Below are 17,645 nucleotides of genomic sequence, written 5' to 3' on the forward strand. Positions count from 1 at the left end.
CCTATCGGGGCCAGTGTCCGAAACGACATGACCCGTACAATTCCCGACATGAGCCCTGTCCCGCGCTCTGTCGCGGTCGCCGCTACCGACGGGATGCTGCACTTCGAGCTGGCCCTGGCCTACGAGGTGTTCGGCTCCGCCCCGGCCGCCCTGCCAGGCCCCTGGTACGACGTCAGGGTGTGCGGCACGCACGCCGCCCGGGTCGGCCGGTTCCTGCTGGAGCCGGACTGCGGGCTCGACCGGCTGGCGCACGCCGACACCGTGATCGTCCCCGCCTTGGCGGACGTCGACGAGGACCCGCCGGCCGACCTGGTCGAGGCGGTGCGCGCGGCCCACGAGTCGGGCGCGCGGGTGGTCTCCCTGTGCACGGGCGTGTTCGTGCTCGCCGCCGCCGGCCTGCTGGACGGGCTGCGCGCGACGACCCACTGGGCCCACACCGAGGAACTGGCGGCGCGCTATCCGCGGGTGCAGGTCGACCCGGATGTGCTGTACGTCGACAACGGCAGCGTGCTCACGTCCGCGGGCAAGGCCGCGGCGATGGACCTGTGCCTGCATCTGGTCCGCCGCGACCACGGCTCGGCGGTCGCCAACGTGGTCGCCCGCCGCCTGGTCGTGCCGCCCCACCGGGCCGGTGGCCAGGCTCAGTTCGTCACCACACCGGTGCCCGCCCAGGACGGCCATCCCCTGGCCGAGCTGCTCACCTGGGTGATGCGGCGGCTGGACCAGCCGCTCACCGTGGAGGACCTGGCCCGCCAGGCGAACATGAGCTCGCGCCACCTGGCCCGCCACTTCCGCTCGGTAACCGGCACCACCCCACTGCAGTGGCTGCTGACGCAGCGGATCCGCCGCGCGCAGGAACTGCTGGAGACCACGGACGACAGCGTCGAGGCCATCGCCTCGGCCGCGGGCATGGGCACGGCGACGACACTGCGCCGCCACTTCCACCGCACGATCGGCGTACCGCCGGACGCCTACCGGCGGACCTTCCGAGCGTGAGGCCTATGGTCCTTGGCGTACCGCCACGTCCCAACACGACCGAGGCCCTCAGGAGGAGCGTCCCGCGTAGTAGCGCCGCGACTTGTCGCGGCTGCCGCAGGTGGTCATGCTGCACCACCGGCGGCGACGATTCTTGCTGACGTCCAGGAACAACCAGCAGCACGAGGGACACTCACCGAGCCGATCCAGTGGCCCGTGGGTGAGTAGCTCGACCGCCGAAGCCGCGACCTCCCAGAGCAGGATTCGCACCGTACGCGGTCCACCCCACGAGAACCGGAAGTTCCCACCGGCCTCCTCCAGCCGGCCATGGGCAATGCCGTCACCGTGCAGCGCGACGACGACATCAAGATCTGGCCGCGGCGCCGGACCCCCCTGCGCAAGCGGCTGAAACACCCGGAACATCGCCTCACGCAGCTCGCGGGCATCCGGCAGGGTCGCTGCGAGCCCGTCCGGTTCCTCGATCGGATGCCCCGTCGCCGCGGCCCAGGCCACAGCCTCCTCCGGCGTACCCAGCCAGTCTCGCCGAGCCACCGGACGAGCGTTGACCGTGTTGGCGAAGTCCAGGCACAGCGCGTTCCCAACCAGCTCGATGGCAGTCACGGCATCGAGTATCTCACCGATCAAATCCCATTGACAGGTCAAGTGGCACGGGCCACGCTATGACCGATCAAAGCTATTTGAAAGGTAAGAAACGAATGCGCCTCCTCCCCTTGTCGCTGGGTCGGCCGTTCAACGCGCTGTGGTTCGGCACCGGTGCTGCGAACCTCGGCGACGGCATGGCGCTGTTCGTCCTGCCACTACTCGCCATCGCCGCCGACGCCTCACCCGGCGGGGTGGCGGCCGTGACGGCGGCGCTCACCCTGGCCTGGCCGGTCTTCGGCCTGCACGCCGGCTGGATCGTCGACCGGGTCGACCGCCGGACACTGCTGAGCGGCGTCAACCTGGTCCGCGCGCTGGTGCTGTCCGGCCTCACCGTCAGCCACTTCACCGGCACCCTGTCGCTGCCGCTGCTCCTCGCCGTGGCGGTGCTGCTCGGCGTGGCCGAGACGCTGGTCGACACCGCGCTGACCTCGACCATCCCCATGGTCGTCGAGCCCGCCGGTCGCAACAGAGCCAACGCGCGCATCGAGGCGACCATCAACGTCACGAACCAACTCGCCGGCCCACCGCTCGCGGGCCTGCTGGCGAGCCTCACCCTCGCCCTGGCCACCGGTGCGAGCGCGGCCCTCTACGTTCTGGCCGTCGCAGGCATCGCCATGATGGCCCTGCGCCGGGCGCCCGCCGAGGCCCGAACCTCAGCGGGCGGCGGCGTGGTCGCCGGCTTCCGGTACCTGTGGCGGCAGCCGGTGGTGCGAACGCTGACCCTCTTCACCGCCGTGATGAACATCCCCTGGGCAGTCGCGACGGCCCTGCTCGTCGTGTACGCCGTCAGCCCCGGCCCGCTCGATCTCACCGCAGCCCAGTACGGCCTGGTGCTGACGGCGATGGCCGTGGGCGGGTTGCTCGCGGCGGCGGTGGTGGAGCCGTTGCGGCGCCGGTTCGGGGTGACCAGGCTGCTGATCGCCGACGCCGCCGGGACCGTTCTGCTGGTGGCGCCGGTGGCGCTGGACGGGCCGGTGTGGACCGTGGCCGCCGGGGCAGTGATCGCTGGGGCAGGGTCGAGCATCTGGCGCATCCTGGTGGCCACGATCCGGCAGAACCTGTCGCCGCCGGAGTTGCTGGGGCGTATCTACGCCGCGTCTCGGGTGCTCAGTTGGGGCGTGATTCCCGCCAGCGCGGCGCTGGCCGGAATCGCGGCGGAGCTATGGGGGGTACGGGTGGTGTTCGTCCTGGCCACGGGGCTCGCCGTCGTCGTGCTGGGCGTCTTTGTGCCGTACGCGCTCCGTACGGATCTGTCTGCGGCCATCGAGCCGAAAGTGGACCATCAGCCCGTCGCGTGAGCGCGGTCGACGGCACTTGGCGCAGGCTCCCATCCTTTGCCAGGCTTGGTGGTGATCAGGTGGAACGGGTCGTCAGGCAGTCGCTCGCGCGTATCGGCCGGCGAGACGGCGCAGGTGCGCGAGGAGTTCCGGTGGCCCGGTGACGTGGAAATCCTCGCCGAGCAGGCCCAGGTAGACGCCGAGGGTCTCGACCGTGTCCGCGCCGGTGTGCAGGACGCAGGTGCGTTCGTCGATGCGTTCGACCGTGCCGACCGCCGGGCTGATCCGATCGGCGACGACATCGGCCGGCGCGTGCACGGTGACCTGTGCCCGGTAGCGCCAGGCGGCGGCGGACGCCCGGTGTGACACGTACCCGGCGACGTCGTCGTCGGGCAGGTCGCGCGGTGTGAAGCGGGGGCCTGTCGGGGTACGGGGCCGTATCCGATCGACGCGGAAGGTGCGCCAGTCGCCCCGCTCGACGTCCCACGCCAGCAGGTACCAGCGGCGGCCCCAGTTGACCAGCCGGTATGGCTCGACGATGCGCAAAGTGGCCGTACCGGCATGGTCGTGGTAGTCGAACCGGAGCTGTTCCCGGTCGCGGCAGACCGCGGCCAGGGTGGTCAGGATCAAAGGGGCGACGCTGGGACCGGCGTCGTCGCGGGGAACCGGCACCGTGTAGGTCTGCAGGGTGTTGACCCGGCGCCGCAGCCGGGACGGCAGTACCTGCTCCAGCTTCGCCAGCGCCCGCAGGGACGCCTCCTCGATTCCCGCGACGGCGCCACCGGTCGCGGTCCGGAGGCCGACCGTGACGGCGACCGCCTCCTCGTCGTCGAGCAGCAACGGCGGCAGGGCCGCGCCGGCACCGAGACGGTAGCCGCCGACGGCGCCGCGCGTGGCCAGTACCGGGTAACCGAGACTGCGCAGGCGCTCCACATCGGTACGCACGGTCCGCCCGCTCACCCCGAGGCGCTCGGCGAGTTCGGCACCGGTCCAGTCGCGTGAGGTTTGCAGGAGGGAGAGCAGCCGCAGGAGACGGGCCGAGGTTTCCAACATTGCTCAAGGTTCTCCGACAATTAGGAACAAACTCATCCTAATGGTCCGACAGAGTCGATGACATGACCGAGATCCGCGAATTCCGCATCGACATCCCGCAGGCCGACCTGGACGAGCTGACCGAGCGCCTGGCCCGGGTCCGCTGGACCAACGAGCTGCCCGACGCCGATAGCGACTACGGCGTTTCGCTGCAGTACCTGCAGAGCCTCGTCCAGCGGTGGCGCGACGGGTACGACTGGCGCGCCTGGGAGACGAAGCTCAACGAGTACCCGCAGTTCACCACGGTCATCGACGGGCAGAACGTGCACTTCCTGCACGTCCGCTCGCCCGAGCCGGACGCCACGCCGCTGCTGCTCACGCACGGCTGGCCGACCACGATCGTCGAGTACCTGGATGTGATCGGCCCGCTGAGCGACCCGCGAGCCCACGGCGGCGACCCCGCCGACGCGTTCCACCTGGTGATCCCGTCGGTGCCCGGTTTCGGCTTCTCCGGTCACACCACGGAGCGGGGTTGGAACCGGTACCGGATCGCGAAGGCGTGGGCCGAGCTGATGCGTCGCCTCGGGTACGAACGGTACGGCGCGCACGGCAACGACGGCGGCTCGCTCATCTCGCCCGAAGTGGGCCGTCACGATCCCGAGCACGTCATCGGTGTACACGTCACCCAGGTCTTCTCGTTCCCGTCCGGCGACCCGGCCGAGCTGGCCGACCTGTCCGAAGAGGACCGGAAGAAGGTCGAATTCCTGCAGTGGTGGCTGGAGAACGGCGGCGCGTACGACAAGCTGCAGTCCACCGCGCCGCAGACCCTGGCCCACGCGCTGGCCGACTCACCGGTGGGGCAGCTGGGCTGGAACGCGCAGCTGCTCGGCCCGAACCTCGACCCCGACTACGTGCTGACCAACACGATGATCTACTGGCTGACCAACACCGCCGCGTCATCCGCCCGCCTCTACTACGAGGACTTCCACCCCACCGGCAAGCCGGCCGAACCCACCACCGTGCCGCTCGGGCTGGCGAACTTCGCCGGGGACTTCCAGTCGATCCGCCCGTTCGCCGAACGTGACCACAAGAACATCCTGTCCTGGAACGTCTACGACACCGGCAGCCACTTCGCCGCGCACGACGCGCCCGACCTGCTGGTCGACGACATCCGCGGCTTCTTCCGCCGGCTCCGCTGACCTCGGCCGACCGGGTACGGGTGGCGAGCGTCCGCCACCCGTACCTCTGATCTGAACCTTCGGGAGTGCCCGCATGCCGACGTTGACCCGCCGCGCCCCCCTTCGCACCGCTGTCCGCGTCCGATCGCGAGGAGTTGACCGTCGAAGGCGGCGGCCTGCCGGACCTGCTCGCTCCCAAGGCGTCACACGAGATCCGCCCCAGCATGTATAGCGACTCATCACGGACGCACTGCCGGCTCAGCGGACGTTCTGGCTCCGCCGCTCCCCGCGGGCCTACTGTGCCTGTACCACCGGCGGGCCCTCGCTCGCCTGGACGAGGACGAATCCCTGGCCCTGGAAGGCGAGTTGCATGGCCTCGCCACTGCCACGGCCGATCAGCGCGCCGACCTTCATGGTTCGGTTGACGCCCACGTGTAGGCCGGCACTCCAGCAGACCGCGGACTGACCGTCGGCGAAGGTCGGCATCTGGGAGGTATCGAGGAGCACCGGCGTGCCGTGCGCGGTGACCGCGACCCAGCCGGTGCCCTTGATCGTCATGTTGAACAGGCCGCCCGCGACGATCCCCGCGCCCTGCACGCGCTGGATGTCCCAGGTGAGCTGGGGATCGAAGGCCAGCAGGTTGCGGCCGTTGACGGTGAGAGCCTCGTTCTCCAGGTAGAACAGGTGGATGTCGTCGGCGCTGTCGGCCAGGAACAGCAGGCCCTGCCCCCTGACCCGCATCAGCGGGGCGCCCTCGCCGGTCACCATCTTCTTGAACAGTTTTCCGACCCCGCCCGATCCCTCGTAGTCGAACTCCATCTGGCCCTGGAAGGCGACCATCGAGCCCTGCCTGGCGAGCACCTCGTGCGGTAGCCGGACGCGAAGCATCTTGGGGTTCTGCAGGGCGAAGTTGGCGGGAACCTGCTGGAAGTCCAGGTTCCCGAAGAGCGCGCTGCGCATGAGGCTCCCTTTGACGGGTGTAGTCGACATGGGTAGTGACGAACGAGGACGGTGCTCCGGTTCCCGTGGCCTGGTCGTACTCCCACGCTCGACGACCCGGCGGTGGCGGTCCGACCTCTGACCGGACTCGATTCCGGCGGGCGATGCGGGGGCCGAGCATGCCGTCAGCGAAGCCGCAGCCGGTTGCGCAGGAAACGACGCTCGGCGTCGGTGGGTGCGAGGTCGAGCGCCGCGCGGTAGCTGTCGGTCGCCTCCTGCGTGCGGCCGGCGCGTCGCAGCAGGTCGGCGCGGGTGGCGTGCAACAGGTAGTAGTCGTTGAGCTGTCCGGTCTCGGTGATCGCGTCGACCAGTGGTAGCGCCGCCTCGGGACCGTTGGCCATGCCGATCGCTACGGCACGGTTCAGATCCACGATCGGGCTTGGTGCGATGCGCGCGAGCTGTGTGTACAGCCCGACGATCTGTGGCCAGTCCGTCCGGGCCGCGACCGGCGCGGTCGCGTGGCACGCCGCGATGGCCGCCTGGAGCTGGAACGGCCCGGCGCGGCGCCGGCGTAGTGCCTGTTCGCAGATCGTGGCACCCTCCGCGATTTGCGCCTGGTCCCACAGCGAGCGGTCCTGCTCGGCCAGGGTGACCAGCTCGCCGGCCGCGTCCACGCGCGCCGGCCGCCGGGCATCGTGCAGCAACATCAGCGCGAGCAGGCCATGAGCTTCGGGCTCGTCGGGCATCAACACCGTCACCACCCGCGCGAGACGGATGGCTTCCCGGCACAGCCGGGCCTTCCGCGGGTCTCCGTATCCTTCGTTGAACAGCAGATAGAGCACGTGGAGTACGGCGGGAAGGCGGTCTGGTAACAGGTGCGCGGGCGGCACCCGAAACGGGATGCCCGCGTGCGCGACCTTCTGTTTCGCTCGAAAGAGGCGCTGACCCATGGTGCGCTCCGGCACCAGGAACGCACGCGCGATCTCCACGGTGCTCATGCCGGCCAGGCTCCGCAGGGTCAACGCCACCTGGGCGTCGAGGCTCAGCGACGGATGGCAGCAGGTGAACATGAGCTCCAGGCGCTCGTCGGGGATCTCGCTGTCGCTCAGGTAGGGCGACGGCTCCAGGTCCATCGCGGCCACCTTCCGTAGCTTCGCCGCCTCGGTCGACGCGCGACGCATCCGGTCGATCGCGCGGTGGCGTGCCGTGGTGGTCAGCCACGCCAGTGGCTGGTCCGGTACGCCTGATTCCGGCCACCTTTGGAGTGCCTTCGTGAACGCGTCCTGCGTACACTCTTCGGCCAGGTCCCAGTCGCCGCCGGTGAACCGGATCATGGTGGCCACGATCCGGCTCCATCCGTCGGCGTAGATCCCGGCGATCCGGTCCTCCACCTGACCTGTCACCGGCGTCGTCCGTCTTGGCCGCTAGTGCTCTGTTCCTCAACGGAGGTTGCGAACGCGCTGCAGGGAAACCGAGACCGTCGGGCCCGCCTTCCTGGCGCCAGGGCCGGGGGGATCTGTACTTCCGGTAAGGAACGTCGCACTAGTCCTCGTCGTCCGGCCAGAACGGACGCAGCTCGATCATCCCGGCCCACGCCATCGGGTGCCTGGACGCGACGTCGACGGCCTCGTCGAGGTCGGCGCACTCGAGGATGTCGAAGCCGGCTATCTGGTCCTTGGTCTCCGCGTACGGGCCGTCGGTCAGCAGCACCTCACCGTTGCGGACGCGAACCGTGGTCGCGTCGCTCGCCGGCCGGGTGCGGTTGCCCATCAGCCGGATCCCCTTGCCGTCCATCTCCTTGACCCAGTCCTCCACATCCGGGGCGCCGTCGTCCTGGCCGGGCGAGTAGCTCGGGTCGGTGCACACCAGCATCAGGTACTTCATCGGGCTGCTCCTGTCGCGGAATCGGTGGTGGTCATGGATGACGAACAGGCAGGGCCCGCTACTACAGGTTCACATCAAGATTTTTTGCGCAGCCGGGCAGTCGGAACAGCCGCAATCGAAGGCTCGGGGCGGAGAGAGTCAACGAACGCTTCGGCTTTGGGCTGACTCGTGTTCTCTCTGTTTCGTACTCGGAGGAGGCTGGTGCTCCGGCGGGATGCGGTAGACGGACACGTGGGAACGCGACTCGGCGGTGAAGTCGGCCCCGGCCCAGTCCGCATGCCTGGTCTCCAGCTCGAACCCGGCCAACTGAGCCATGAGGTCGAGCTCGGCCGGCCAGATGTAGCGGTGCGGGCTGCGGAACAGCTGAGCCTGCCTGCTCTCATCGAACCTGAAGTGGTGCGACACGACGTGCTGGCGCAGAACGTCGTAGGTGTCCAAGCCGATGTAGCCGGGCTCGGAATGCCACACCGTGGCCTGCTGCCCCGGTGGGAGCTTGCGCAGCTCAGGCACCCAGAGCTCGATCACGAAGCGGCCGCCGGGTATGAGGTGGCGGGCGGCATTGCGGAAGCACGCGACCTGCTCGGCTTGGGTGAGCAGGTTCGAAATCGTGTTGTAGACGAGGTAGACGAGCGTGTATTCGCCCGGGGCGACGGCAGTCGCCATGTCGCCGACGATTACTGGGATCGTCGCTTCGTCCACTTTCGTGCGCAGCTGGTCGATCATCGGAGGTGACAGTTCGATGCCGGTGACGGGCACCCCTCGCGCGGCGAGCGGGACGGCCACCCGGCCGGTTCCGATGGCGAACTCGAGCGCCTGTCCGTCGCCCGCGAGTTCGGAGAGGCGGTCCACGGTCGGTCCCAGGACCTTGGGCGCGAACATGCCGGTGCCCGGCGTGTCATAGCGCCGGGCGGTGTCGACGTCCCAGAGCTCCTCCTGCTGCATGCCTCCAACGATCGTCATGGGTATACGCATTGTCCAATGATTTTGCGACCCTACGGGTCGCGAACGTACGCGAGCCGCTGCGCGCTCGGATCCTGTCAAGGATCGGCCGGGACACGACGCCGGCCTCCGTTGGATCGCGGCGGGTTCACGCGGCCTTGCGAAGGCCGGCGAACTGCAGGCCGGCGAAGCCGGCGACCACTACCGCCTGTACGATCACCAGCGCGGTGCCCAGGCCGGTCAGCGGGAACCAGCCGGCGATGAGCAGTTCCGCGCTCGCGGCCACCCAGGCGATGTTGACGGCCATCACGACGCCCACGGCGGCCTTGCTCACCGTCGGCCGCGAGGCGAGGAAGAGCAGGGCGGCCGCGAAAGCGACCAGGAACGCGCCGATCGGGTAGAGGAAGGCGGCGGGGAGGCCGAACATCTCGCCGAAGATCGCCGCGACGACGACGTAGACGACTCCGTTGGCGCCCGTGCCCACCGCGTCCTGCCTGAGGGCGAAGCGGAGCAGCTTGGCGTCGGTGGTCTTGACGGTGCCGGCGATGGTAGCCATTTCGAAGATCCCTTCGTGGTGCTGACGTGCGTGTGATCACGAAGTTACGCAGGTCCGCGCCATCCCGAATCAGTCATCGTGACGGTAGGTTCCTGACCGTGCTGTACGGGCGATCCAGTGAACAAACGGACATCGAACGGCTCCTGGCGGAGGCCAGGGCCGGCCAGAGCGGGACCCTCGTCATTCGGGGGCAGGCGGGGATCGGTAAGTCGGCGCTGCTGCGCTATGCCGCCACGCGAGCGGAAGGCATGCGAGTGCTGCGCGGTGTCGGCATCGAATCCGAGGCCGAGTTGCCCTTCGCCGCGCTTCATCTGCTCCTTCGCACCGGGCTCGACCGGATCCGCGCACTGCCCGATGCGCAGGCCGCGGCACTCAGCGGGGCCCTGGGCCTGGGCGACATCGCGCCGGAGAACCGGTTCCTGGTCGGGCTGGCCACGCTGAGTCTTCTCTCCGAACTCGCAGGGGATGGCGCACTGCTCTGCCTCATCGACGACGCGCAGTGGTTCGACCGGGCGTCCATCGACGCGCTGGTGTTCGCCGCCCGCCGCCTTGAGGCCGAAGGTGTCGTTATGATCTTCGCCGCCCGCGCGGGTTTCCACGCCGCGGGGCTGCCCGAGCTCCGGCTGGGTGGGTTGGACGGTGCGGCCGCCGCCGCCCTGCTCCCCGCCGACCTGCCACCGCAGGTGCGAGAACGCCTCATCGAGGAGTCGGACGGCAACCCCCTGGCGCTTGTCGAGCTGCCTGCCGCGCTCACCGCGGAACAGCGGGCGGGACGATTGTCACCGGTGGGTGCGATGCCCGTCGCCGATCGAGTTCGGGAGGCGTTCCAAAAACAGATAGCCGCGCTTCCCGAGCCGGCGCGGGCCGCGTTGCTGATCGCGGCGGCGGACGGCTCCGGCGAGCTTGAGACGGTGGCGGCCGCGGGCGCCTCCCTGCAGGGCCTTGAGTCAGCCGAGCGGAGCCGCCTGATCGAGATAAGGGGGACGACCATCGGCTTCCGTCATCCCTTGATCAGGTCGGCCGCCTACCAGAGCGCGCCGGTCACTCGGCGCCTTGCCGTACATCGGGCCCTCGCCGACGCCCTCACCGGCTCGGCCGCCGTGGACGCGGCCGACCGGCGGGCGTGGCACCTGGCCGCCGCCGTACTCGGATCTGACGAGGGGGTCGCACGGGAACTGGGGGAAGCGGCGGAACGGGCACGTACCCGCAGCGGCTACGCCGCGAGCGCGGCCGCCTACGAGCGAGCCGCCGAGCTCACCGCCGATCCGGTACGACGATCCGGACGGCTGGCCGCCGCCTCGTTGGCGGCGAGTGACGCCGGGCTGACGGGCCGCGCCGCCGCGCTCGCCGACAGCGTCACGTCCGATGTGGACGACCCTGATGTGATCACCGCGCTGATCCAGGTGCGTGCCCATCGCGAATTCGAGCTGGGCACACCGCTCGCGGCGGGCCGGATCATCCTGGACGGCGTTCCCCGGGTGGCGGCTCGCTCCTCGGAGTGGGCCACCTGGCTACTGGTGGAGACCGTCCGCTGCGCCTGGTTCGCCGGTGACGCGCGGCTGGCCGAGGAGGCGGCCGCGAGTCTCCGCGCGCTTCCCGAGACCGGCTCGCCACTGGTCAGCGGGGCGCTCGGGCTGACCCGCCTGCTGAGCGGTGACATCGAAGGAGGGATCAGGCTCATGGGCGAGGCGGTCGACGGACACGCGCTCGCCGGACTGGGGGTGCCCGGGCTGACCTTCATCGCCTCTCTGTGCCTTCCGCTGGGCCGTGCCGTCCACTACGAGGAGATCACCGGCCAGATCCTGGCGGAGTGCCAGAAGAGCGGAATGATCGGCTGGCTCGCCTTCGCGTTCCAGGATCATGGTCTCGCGCAGGGGTGGCTCTGCCGGTACGGCGAGGCCAGGGCGGCCCTGGACGCGGGGCTGCGACTGGCGGTGGACCTGGGCCATGAGCACCGGGTCAGTCACCTCATGTGCTCTCTCGGATGGGTGCTCGCCCACCAAGGGGATGTGGAGAGGTGTCGAGCGACCGCCGAGGAGGGCGTCGCGAGGGCCGACGGCCAAGGACAGGCCCTTGCCGCGGCCATCGGACGCTGGGCACTCGGCCTGCTCGAACTCGGCCTGGGCCGCCCGGACGCCGCCCTGCGGCAGTTGGAGGCCATCTCGCTGACGGGCATCGCCGTCCTCTCCGCCGCCGACCAGGTCGAGGCGGCCGTTCGTGCCGGTCGGCCGGAGCGGGCGAAGGAGCCACTCGCCCGATACCTGGCCTGGGCGCGGCACGTCCGTCAGCTGTCACCCGACGCGATCGCGCTGCGCTGCCGTGCCCTCGTCGAGGGGGACGAGGCGCACTTCGCGCATGCCGTGCGCTGCCATGAGGCAGCCGGTCAGCCATACGAGCAGGCGAGGACGCGACTCGCCTACGGCGAGTGGCTACGACGGGCACGGCGGCGAGCGGATGCCCGGTCGCAACTGCGCGGCGCGCTGGAGATCTTCGACCGGCTCGGCGCGGAGTCGTGGGCCGAGCGCGCCCGGGTGGAGCTGCGCGCGACCGGAGACGTTCCGGCGGCGCCGCGCAAGGCCGACGACCCGCTCAGCGTGCTCACCCCCAGGGAGCGCCAGATCGTACGGCTGGCGGCCAACGGCGCCTCCAACCGCGACATCGCAGCCCAGCTTTTCCTCAGCCCGCGGACCGTCGGCTATCACCTCTACAAGGCGTTCCCCAAGCTGGGGATCACCTCCCGATCCCAGCTGGCAGCCGTCGCCCGGTCCTCACGGGTACCCGACTGATCGTCCACCCGGATGTGCGGTCGAAGCATGTGCGGTGACGACCCGGCCTGTCCAGCTCCGATGATCAGGGCTCATCACCCGCCTCGTCGATCTCATCGCCAAGGCGGGCGAGGACGCCGGACGTGGCGGTGCGGTTCGGTCTCGCGGGATCATCAAGGCCGTAGGTGGGGTGCCGCGGCCGGCCGGGTGGGGAGTCCTTTCAGTCCTGCTGCCGGTTCTCTCTCCTACCGGCCTTGGATAGCGTCGAGGTCATGCGGCTTCATGTGGGATGCGCGATGTGGACTCTCAAGTCATGGCAGGGGCGTTTTCTGCCTCATCCGCTCCCGGTCGGGGAGCGCCTGCGGGCCTACGCGACCTGGTGCAACGCGGTGGAGGGCAACACGACGTTCTACGCGACACCGACGCGAAGCACGGTGGAGTCGTGGGCGCGGCAGACCGGCCCGGACTTCCGCCTGGTGGTCAAGCTGCCCAAGTCGATCACGCACGAGGGGCGCCTTACCGGCGTCGAGGAGGAACTTCGATCGTTCCTGGAGGCGATCGAGCCACTCGGGCCCCGCGCTCACGCCCTCTGGATCCAACTGCCGGGATCATTTGCTCCGACCGACCTCGGCACCCTGGCGGGCTTTCTGCGCAGGCTTCCCCGCTCGTACAGATGCGCCGTCGAGGTCCGCCACCGCGCGTTCTTCGACGACGAGCGATCCGAACGGCTTCTCGAAAGGGTTCTCGCCGGTGTTGGTGCCGAGTGGGTTCCCTTCGACACCGTCACCCTCTTCCAGAGCCCTCCGACCAGTGACGCCGAACGAGACGCGTGGACGAAGAAACCGCGTGTGCCGCGCCGGTCGGTCGCGCTCACCGACCGTCCGATCGTGCGCTACCTCGGCCGGGACGCCACGGAGCGCACGATCGAGGGCTGGCGGCAGTGGATCGACACGGTCACCGAATGGCTACGTGAGGGCCGCTCGCCGACCGTGTTCATCCATACCCCCGACAACGCCGATGCGCCGATGCTCGCCCGTCGTTTTCACGACGACGTACGGGCCCGGCTGCCCGAGGTCGAGCCGCTGCCCGAGCCCATGCCGACCGAGCCGCTGACCCTCTTCTGACCGCGCAGGTTCAGCGTGGTCAGAAGCTGCCCACGGCTCCGAGCGCATTGCGCATCTGGCAGCTGTTCCCGAAGGTCTGAGACGACATGGTGAACCGGCTCTTCCACACACCGACCGCCGACACCGTCACCGGCTCATAGATCAGTGGGCAGACCAGCCCCGCCGCGGGCTTGAACTTACGCACGTCGCCACTCGCGGGTTCCAGAGCCGTGCACGCCTCCCGTGTTCTCGGGTGCGTCCCTCCGCCGACCGGTGAACACTGCAACACCACCGCCCGAGTCGACGGCAGGACGGTCGCCCCCTGAGTGAGCGTCAGCACCAGCGCCCGGGCTGACAACTCGTCTCCCGGCACATTGGACGCACCCGGCCTGGGGTCACCGAGTGAATCAGCGCCGGCGGGTGACGCACTGAGCGTGGCCGTCGCAGCGAGGAACGCCGAACCGAGGACCATCCACTTCGTAAGCCGCTTCATCCAGACCATCTCCCAGCTCACGTGGTGTTCGACGCTCCCAGCGTGACCAGCGGTGACGAGGAGACCAAGTACCGACCCTCCAGGTGCGGGTCAAGATTCCGCGAGGGTAAAGCCGGGGGAGGCACATCCGGAGCCGGGGCCGAACCGGCCGCGGTGGTGATCAGGCGATCCCGGACCGGACCGTCGGTGCGGTGGAGGGCTCGTCCTGGGGGGCGGTGTCCGGCCTGGGCTGCCGCAGCACGATGAGCGCGACGGTGAAGGCGGCCACGAGCAGAGCGGCGGCGGTGCCGAAGGCCAGCTGGTAGCCGCCGGTCAGGGCGGCCGCCTGGCTCTCGCCGGCGGACAGCAGTTCCTCGGTACGCGAGGCGGCCAGCGTGGACAGTACCGCGACGCCGGTGGCCATGCCGACCTGCTGGGTGGTGTTGAACAGCCCGGAGGCCAGGCCCGCGTCGTCGGCCCCGGCACCGGACATGCCGAGCGTGGCCAGCGCGGGGAGCACCAACCCGCCACCCGCGATGAGCAGCATCACCGGGAGCAGGTCGGTGACGTAGTTCGCGTCGACCGGGACGCGGGTGAGCCAGCCCATCGCGCCGAGCAGGAGCGCCAGGCCCGCCAGCAGGACGGCGCGCTCGCCGAAGCGGGTGTTGAGCCGGGCGGAGACGAACAGGGACACGCCGCCGATGGCCGTCGCCGCGGGGAGCATCGCCAGGCCGGTGTCGAGCGCTCCGTAGCCGAGGACCTTCTGCATGTAGAGCGCGACGAGGATCTGGAAGGCGAACATGGCGGACAACGCCAGCATCTGGGCCAGGTTGGCACCGGAGACGTTGCGCGAGCGGAAGACCCGCAGTGGCATGAGCGGGGTCCTCGCGGTCGCCTGACGGATGAGGAACGCGGCCAGCAGGGCGAGCGACACCGCGCCGAGGCCGAGGGTGTGCGTCGCGAGCCAGCCGTACTGCTCGATCTTGACTACGGTGTAGATGCCCAGCATCAGCCCGCCGGTGACCAGCACGGCGCCGAGGACGTCGGCCCCGGCGGCGAGCCCCGCCCCCCGCTCGCCCGGTAGTGCCCTGATCGCCAGTGCGATCGTGGCCAGTCCGATGGGCAGGTTGATGAAGAAGATCCAGTGCCAGCTGAGCGCGTCGGTGAGAACTCCGCCCAGAACCTGGCCGATCGAGGCTCCGGCGGCACCGGTGAAGCTGAAGACGCCGATCGCCTTCGCGCGCTCCCCGGCCTCGGTGAACAGCGTCACCAGGATGCCCAGCACGACCGCGGAGGCCATGGCGCTGCCGACGCCCTGTAGGAAGCGGGCGGCGATCAGCATGCCGGGCCCGGCGGCCACTCCGGCCAGCAGCGACGCGACGGTGAAGACCGCGTTGCCCGCCAGGAACATGGTCTTACGGCCGATGAGGTCACCCAGCCGACCGGCCAGCAGGAGCAACCCGCCGAAGGCGATGAGGTAGGCGTTGACGGTCCAGCTGAGCTCGGCGGGTGAGAAGCCCAGATCCCGCTGGATGGCCGGCATCGCCACGGTCACGATGCTGCCGTCCAGGATCGTCATCAGCGCCGCGGCGGACAGCACGGCGAGTGCCGACCAGCGTGATCGGGCTGGTTGGAGCGAAGGCAGGGTCTGCGGCATGGGTCATCTCCTGTCCGGAAGGGAACAGGAGTGACCGTAGCAGATAGTTTTGTTGTAGACGATCCTTTGTGGATCTACTTTGCCCGCTGCCGTGCCCGCCGGACCGCCTGCGGCGCCTCGACCGGGACGGCCAGATGGCCGGTCACCAGGCGATTCATGGCCCGTACCAGTACCTCGCGCTCATCGGCGGGCAGCGATCCCAGTGCCGCCCGGTGCACCCCGTCGACGATCTCCTGGCTCTGCCGTGCGACCTCGGCGCCCTTCTCGGTGACCGAGATGATCCGGGCCCGCCGGTCCGTGCTGGACGGGCGGCGCTCGGCGAGCCCCGCCTTCTCCAGGGCGTCCACCGTGACCACCATCGTGGTCTTGTCCATGTCGCCGATCTCGGCGAGCTGGATCTGGGTGCGCTCCTCCTCCAGGGCGTGCACCAGCACGCAGTGCATCCGCGCCGTCAGCCCGATCTCGGCGAGCGCCGCCGCCATCCGGGTTCTCAGCACGTGGCCGGCATGGTCCAGCAGGAACGACAGATCGGGCTCGGTGCGGGTGGGTGCCATGGCGGTCATGTCCCCAGCATAGCGATTAGTTCTGTTCTGGATTATCTGCAAAGGTTGTTGACGGCCGCCAGATGATCGCTGTGCCTGACGGAAAAGTTCGCTTTCGATAGTCAGTGAGAGAATATCCGCACGATAATTAGTGCATTTCCTGCGACGATGACTCACATGAGCGACATGCTTCTTGGCCTTGCCGATCTCCGTCGGGCATGTGCTCTACTGCTCGACGCGGTGGAGAGGCAATACGGCGAACACGTTGAGTTGGAATCACTCGCGGTGGACTACTACTGGGACCTGTCCCTTGCGGCGGCTTTCGACATGTCGAATGACCCGGCCGCGGAGATAGGGGTCGGTCAGGTAAGTGACGACCTCGACGAGATTCACGCTCTGCTCGCTCGTGCACCGGACGAACCCGTGATCCTGTGGCATGATCTCGCGCATCTCTGCGGGCTGCTGCGAGCGATCGCTCTGGCCGATGCCTCCGGGTGATGACCGCCGGTCTGCCCGGGAGCGATCGACGGTGGTCGGTCGCGGGAACTCGCGGGGAGCACGCCGCCGGGTCGGCTGCCTACCGCGCCTCGTGAGCGGCCGATGGCCGCTCGGCCATTCCGCGAGGCATCAGCAGGAACACCTTGGGAGACAGGCGGTCCATATTCCCGCCCCTGCCGAACACCAGGCCGGCGGCGAAATCCACGAACTGCTTGGCCTCGCTGTCCGGCAGCTTGGTGAGGTCCATCACCACGGGGGTACCGGTACGAAAGAAATGCCCCACGTAGAGGGCCTCGTTGTAGTCCCGGGGACACAGTGTTTTAATCACCGCATCAGTCTCCACCGCCCGCGGTGACCGTCAAGTCCTCTGCTGAATCGGTGGTCACGCGTCGCGGCGAAGATTCCGGTCATCCACGCGGGGCGTACATGCTCGGCGGGCTCGGCCGTCGCCCGTGCTCCGCCGCGAGCGGCCCACACCCCGAATCAGGATCTATCCGGGGTCCGTGCCGGACGTCGCGTCCTGCGCGGGGTGGCGGGCGGCCTGCCGTCTGGCGCGGTAGGCGCTGGCCTTGGCCCGGTTCTGGCAGGACAGGTCGCAGAATCTGCGCGAGCCGTTGCGGGTGGTGTCGAAGAAGACCAGGTCGCACCCGTCGGCCTGGCAGGCGCCGAGCCGGGTGGCCTGGCCGACGCCGATGACCATGGCCAGCGCCGTGCCCATGTCGGCCGCCCAGGCGTCCACGAGGGGCGCGTCGGGCCGGTGGAAGGCCAGCCGGTGGGGCTGACCCGGATCGACGCGCAGGCTGGGGACGGCGGCGTGCCGTACCAGCAGATCGTTGAGTGCGGCCGCGACCTCGGTGATGGTCTCGCCCGCGCCGAACGCCGGCCGTAGCCGGGCGGCGATCCCGGCCAGCCGATCCGCCTCCGCGACGGTGAGGGCACGCGGAGCCCGGTCGGTCACGACGCCCTCCTTGTTGATCGCGGCCAGTCGCTCGGCGCTCGAGGCCGGTGGCGTGACCTCGCGGCCGTGTGCCGAGGTGGCGGTGAGGCGGTTGACCAGAAGAGCGGCCAACTCGATCCTGCTACCGACGTAACTGTCTATTTGAGGTTGACGAGTGATGCGCCAAGGATCTATTGTCACTGTCATATTCTACATAGGTAGTGATGA

General features: G+C 69.4%; 18 protein-coding genes. 6 read left to right on the forward strand and 12 right to left on the reverse strand.

Annotation, left to right across the window (positions count from 1 at the left end):
• Positions 1-48 precede the first annotated feature (48 nt).
• Complete coding sequence (locus ABT061_RS07810) at positions 49-996, forward strand: helix-turn-helix domain-containing protein (RefSeq protein WP_350913881.1); 948 nt, start codon at positions 49-51, stop codon at positions 994-996.
• A 48-nt stretch (positions 997-1,044) separates the two neighbouring features.
• Here ABT061_RS07810 and ABT061_RS07815 read toward each other — a convergent pair whose 3' ends face one another.
• Positions 1,045-1,596 carry a CGNR zinc finger domain-containing protein gene (locus ABT061_RS07815; RefSeq protein ID WP_350913883.1) on the reverse strand — a complete coding sequence of 184 codons (552 nt, stop codon included), beginning with the start codon at positions 1,594-1,596 and terminating at the stop codon, positions 1,045-1,047.
• Positions 1,597-1,691: 95 nt separating this feature from the next.
• Between ABT061_RS07815 and ABT061_RS07820 the strand changes: the two genes are divergently transcribed.
• On the forward strand, positions 1,692-2,936 hold the full coding sequence (locus tag ABT061_RS07820) for an MFS transporter (protein WP_350913885.1): 1,245 nt from the start codon (positions 1,692-1,694) through the stop codon (positions 2,934-2,936).
• Positions 2,937-3,008: 72 nt separating this feature from the next.
• Here the strand turns inward: ABT061_RS07820 and ABT061_RS07825 are convergent, their stop codons facing one another.
• Entirely contained in the window at positions 3,009-3,968 is a 960-nt protein-coding gene (locus ABT061_RS07825; protein WP_350913887.1) for a helix-turn-helix transcriptional regulator, read from the reverse strand.
• Positions 3,969-4,030: 62 nt separating this feature from the next.
• On the opposite strand from ABT061_RS07825, the gene ABT061_RS07830 reads away from it, so the two are divergent.
• Positions 4,031-5,146 (forward strand): epoxide hydrolase family protein, encoded by a 1,116-nt coding sequence (locus tag ABT061_RS07830; RefSeq protein WP_350913889.1) that lies wholly within the window; start codon positions 4,031-4,033, stop codon positions 5,144-5,146.
• A 273-nt stretch (positions 5,147-5,419) separates the two neighbouring features.
• Here the strand turns inward: ABT061_RS07830 and ABT061_RS07835 are convergent, their stop codons facing one another.
• The 5 genes from ABT061_RS07835 to ABT061_RS07855 all read right to left on the reverse strand — a co-directional run bounded on the left by ABT061_RS07835 (position 5,420) and on the right by ABT061_RS07855 (position 9,443).
• Positions 5,420-6,085 carry an AIM24 family protein gene (locus ABT061_RS07835; RefSeq protein ID WP_350913891.1) on the reverse strand — a complete coding sequence of 222 codons (666 nt, stop codon included), beginning with the start codon at positions 6,083-6,085 and terminating at the stop codon, positions 5,420-5,422.
• 164 nt (positions 6,086-6,249) lie between these two features.
• Positions 6,250-7,455, reverse strand: coding sequence for an RNA polymerase sigma factor (locus tag ABT061_RS07840; protein WP_350913893.1), 1,206 nt, complete (start codon positions 7,453-7,455; stop codon positions 6,250-6,252).
• Positions 7,456-7,606: 151 nt separating this feature from the next.
• On the reverse strand, positions 7,607-7,948 hold the full coding sequence (locus ABT061_RS07845) for a YciI family protein (RefSeq protein WP_350913895.1): 342 nt from the start codon (positions 7,946-7,948) through the stop codon (positions 7,607-7,609).
• A gap of 138 nt (positions 7,949-8,086) precedes the next feature.
• Positions 8,087-8,908 carry a class I SAM-dependent methyltransferase gene (locus ABT061_RS07850; protein ID WP_350913897.1) on the reverse strand — a complete coding sequence of 274 codons (822 nt, stop codon included), beginning with the start codon at positions 8,906-8,908 and terminating at the stop codon, positions 8,087-8,089.
• 127 nt (positions 8,909-9,035) lie between these two features.
• Positions 9,036-9,443, reverse strand: coding sequence for a hypothetical protein (locus ABT061_RS07855; protein ID WP_350913899.1), 408 nt, complete (start codon positions 9,441-9,443; stop codon positions 9,036-9,038).
• A gap of 98 nt (positions 9,444-9,541) precedes the next feature.
• On the opposite strand from ABT061_RS07855, the gene ABT061_RS07860 reads away from it, so the two are divergent.
• The gene (locus ABT061_RS07860; protein ID WP_350913901.1) at positions 9,542-12,229 is read left to right on the forward strand and encodes a helix-turn-helix transcriptional regulator; all 2,688 of its coding nucleotides are present in this window, start codon (positions 9,542-9,544) and stop codon (positions 12,227-12,229) included.
• A gap of 251 nt (positions 12,230-12,480) precedes the next feature.
• Positions 12,481-13,332 carry a DUF72 domain-containing protein gene (locus ABT061_RS07865; RefSeq protein WP_350913903.1) on the forward strand — a complete coding sequence of 284 codons (852 nt, stop codon included), beginning with the start codon at positions 12,481-12,483 and terminating at the stop codon, positions 13,330-13,332.
• Between the two features lie 19 nt (positions 13,333-13,351).
• Here the strand turns inward: ABT061_RS07865 and ABT061_RS07870 are convergent, their stop codons facing one another.
• The 3 genes from ABT061_RS07870 to ABT061_RS07880 all read right to left on the reverse strand — a co-directional run bounded on the left by ABT061_RS07870 (position 13,352) and on the right by ABT061_RS07880 (position 16,003).
• Complete coding sequence (locus ABT061_RS07870) at positions 13,352-13,804, reverse strand: SSI family serine proteinase inhibitor (protein ID WP_350913905.1); 453 nt, start codon at positions 13,802-13,804, stop codon at positions 13,352-13,354.
• 160 nt (positions 13,805-13,964) lie between these two features.
• On the reverse strand, positions 13,965-15,440 hold the full coding sequence (locus tag ABT061_RS07875; protein WP_350913908.1) for an MFS transporter: 1,476 nt from the start codon (positions 15,438-15,440) through the stop codon (positions 13,965-13,967).
• A 74-nt stretch (positions 15,441-15,514) separates the two neighbouring features.
• Positions 15,515-16,003: a MarR family winged helix-turn-helix transcriptional regulator gene (locus tag ABT061_RS07880; RefSeq protein ID WP_350913911.1), complete on the reverse strand. Its 489-nt coding sequence runs from the start codon at positions 16,001-16,003 to the stop codon at positions 15,515-15,517.
• Between the two features lie 156 nt (positions 16,004-16,159).
• Between ABT061_RS07880 and ABT061_RS07885 the strand changes: the two genes are divergently transcribed.
• Positions 16,160-16,480, forward strand: coding sequence for a hypothetical protein (locus tag ABT061_RS07885; protein WP_350913914.1), 321 nt, complete (start codon positions 16,160-16,162; stop codon positions 16,478-16,480).
• A gap of 79 nt (positions 16,481-16,559) precedes the next feature.
• Here the strand turns inward: ABT061_RS07885 and ABT061_RS07890 are convergent, their stop codons facing one another.
• Positions 16,560-16,808, reverse strand: coding sequence for a cell division protein SepF (locus ABT061_RS07890; protein ID WP_350913916.1), 249 nt, complete (start codon positions 16,806-16,808; stop codon positions 16,560-16,562).
• Between the two features lie 162 nt (positions 16,809-16,970).
• Entirely contained in the window at positions 16,971-17,549 is a 579-nt protein-coding gene (locus ABT061_RS07895; protein ID WP_350913918.1) for a CGNR zinc finger domain-containing protein, read from the reverse strand.
• Positions 17,550-17,645 lie beyond the last annotated feature (96 nt).

It is taken from the genome of Streptosporangium sp. NPDC002544, from assembly GCF_040295965.1.
Classification (GTDB): Bacteria; Actinomycetota; Actinomycetes; order Streptosporangiales; family Streptosporangiaceae; genus Streptosporangium.

Excerpts from the sequence above, each read along its gene's own strand:
- ABT061_RS07810 (WP_350913881.1), top strand. The coding sequence starts at position 49 with ATGAGCCCTGTCCCGCGCTCTGTCGCGGTCGCCGCTACCGACGGGATG.
- ABT061_RS07820 (WP_350913885.1), top strand. The coding sequence starts at position 1,692 with ATGCGCCTCCTCCCCTTGTCGCTGGGTCGGCCGTTCAACGCGCTGTGG.
- ABT061_RS07825 (WP_350913887.1), bottom strand. The coding sequence starts at position 3,968 with ATGTTGGAAACCTCGGCCCGTCTCCTGCGGCTGCTCTCCCTCCTGCAA.
- ABT061_RS07830 (WP_350913889.1), top strand. The coding sequence starts at position 4,031 with ATGACCGAGATCCGCGAATTCCGCATCGACATCCCGCAGGCCGACCTG.
- ABT061_RS07835 (WP_350913891.1), bottom strand. The coding sequence starts at position 6,085 with ATGCGCAGCGCGCTCTTCGGGAACCTGGACTTCCAGCAGGTTCCCGCC.
- ABT061_RS07845 (WP_350913895.1), bottom strand. The coding sequence starts at position 7,948 with ATGAAGTACCTGATGCTGGTGTGCACCGACCCGAGCTACTCGCCCGGC.
- ABT061_RS07850 (WP_350913897.1), bottom strand. The coding sequence starts at position 8,908 with ATGACGATCGTTGGAGGCATGCAGCAGGAGGAGCTCTGGGACGTCGAC.
- ABT061_RS07855 (WP_350913899.1), bottom strand. The coding sequence starts at position 9,443 with ATGGCTACCATCGCCGGCACCGTCAAGACCACCGACGCCAAGCTGCTC.
- ABT061_RS07865 (WP_350913903.1), top strand. The coding sequence starts at position 12,481 with ATGCGGCTTCATGTGGGATGCGCGATGTGGACTCTCAAGTCATGGCAG.
- ABT061_RS07870 (WP_350913905.1), bottom strand. The coding sequence starts at position 13,804 with ATGAAGCGGCTTACGAAGTGGATGGTCCTCGGTTCGGCGTTCCTCGCT.
- ABT061_RS07875 (WP_350913908.1), bottom strand. The coding sequence starts at position 15,440 with ATGCCGCAGACCCTGCCTTCGCTCCAACCAGCCCGATCACGCTGGTCG.
- ABT061_RS07880 (WP_350913911.1), bottom strand. The coding sequence starts at position 16,003 with ATGACCGCCATGGCACCCACCCGCACCGAGCCCGATCTGTCGTTCCTG.
- ABT061_RS07885 (WP_350913914.1), top strand. The coding sequence starts at position 16,160 with ATGAGCGACATGCTTCTTGGCCTTGCCGATCTCCGTCGGGCATGTGCT.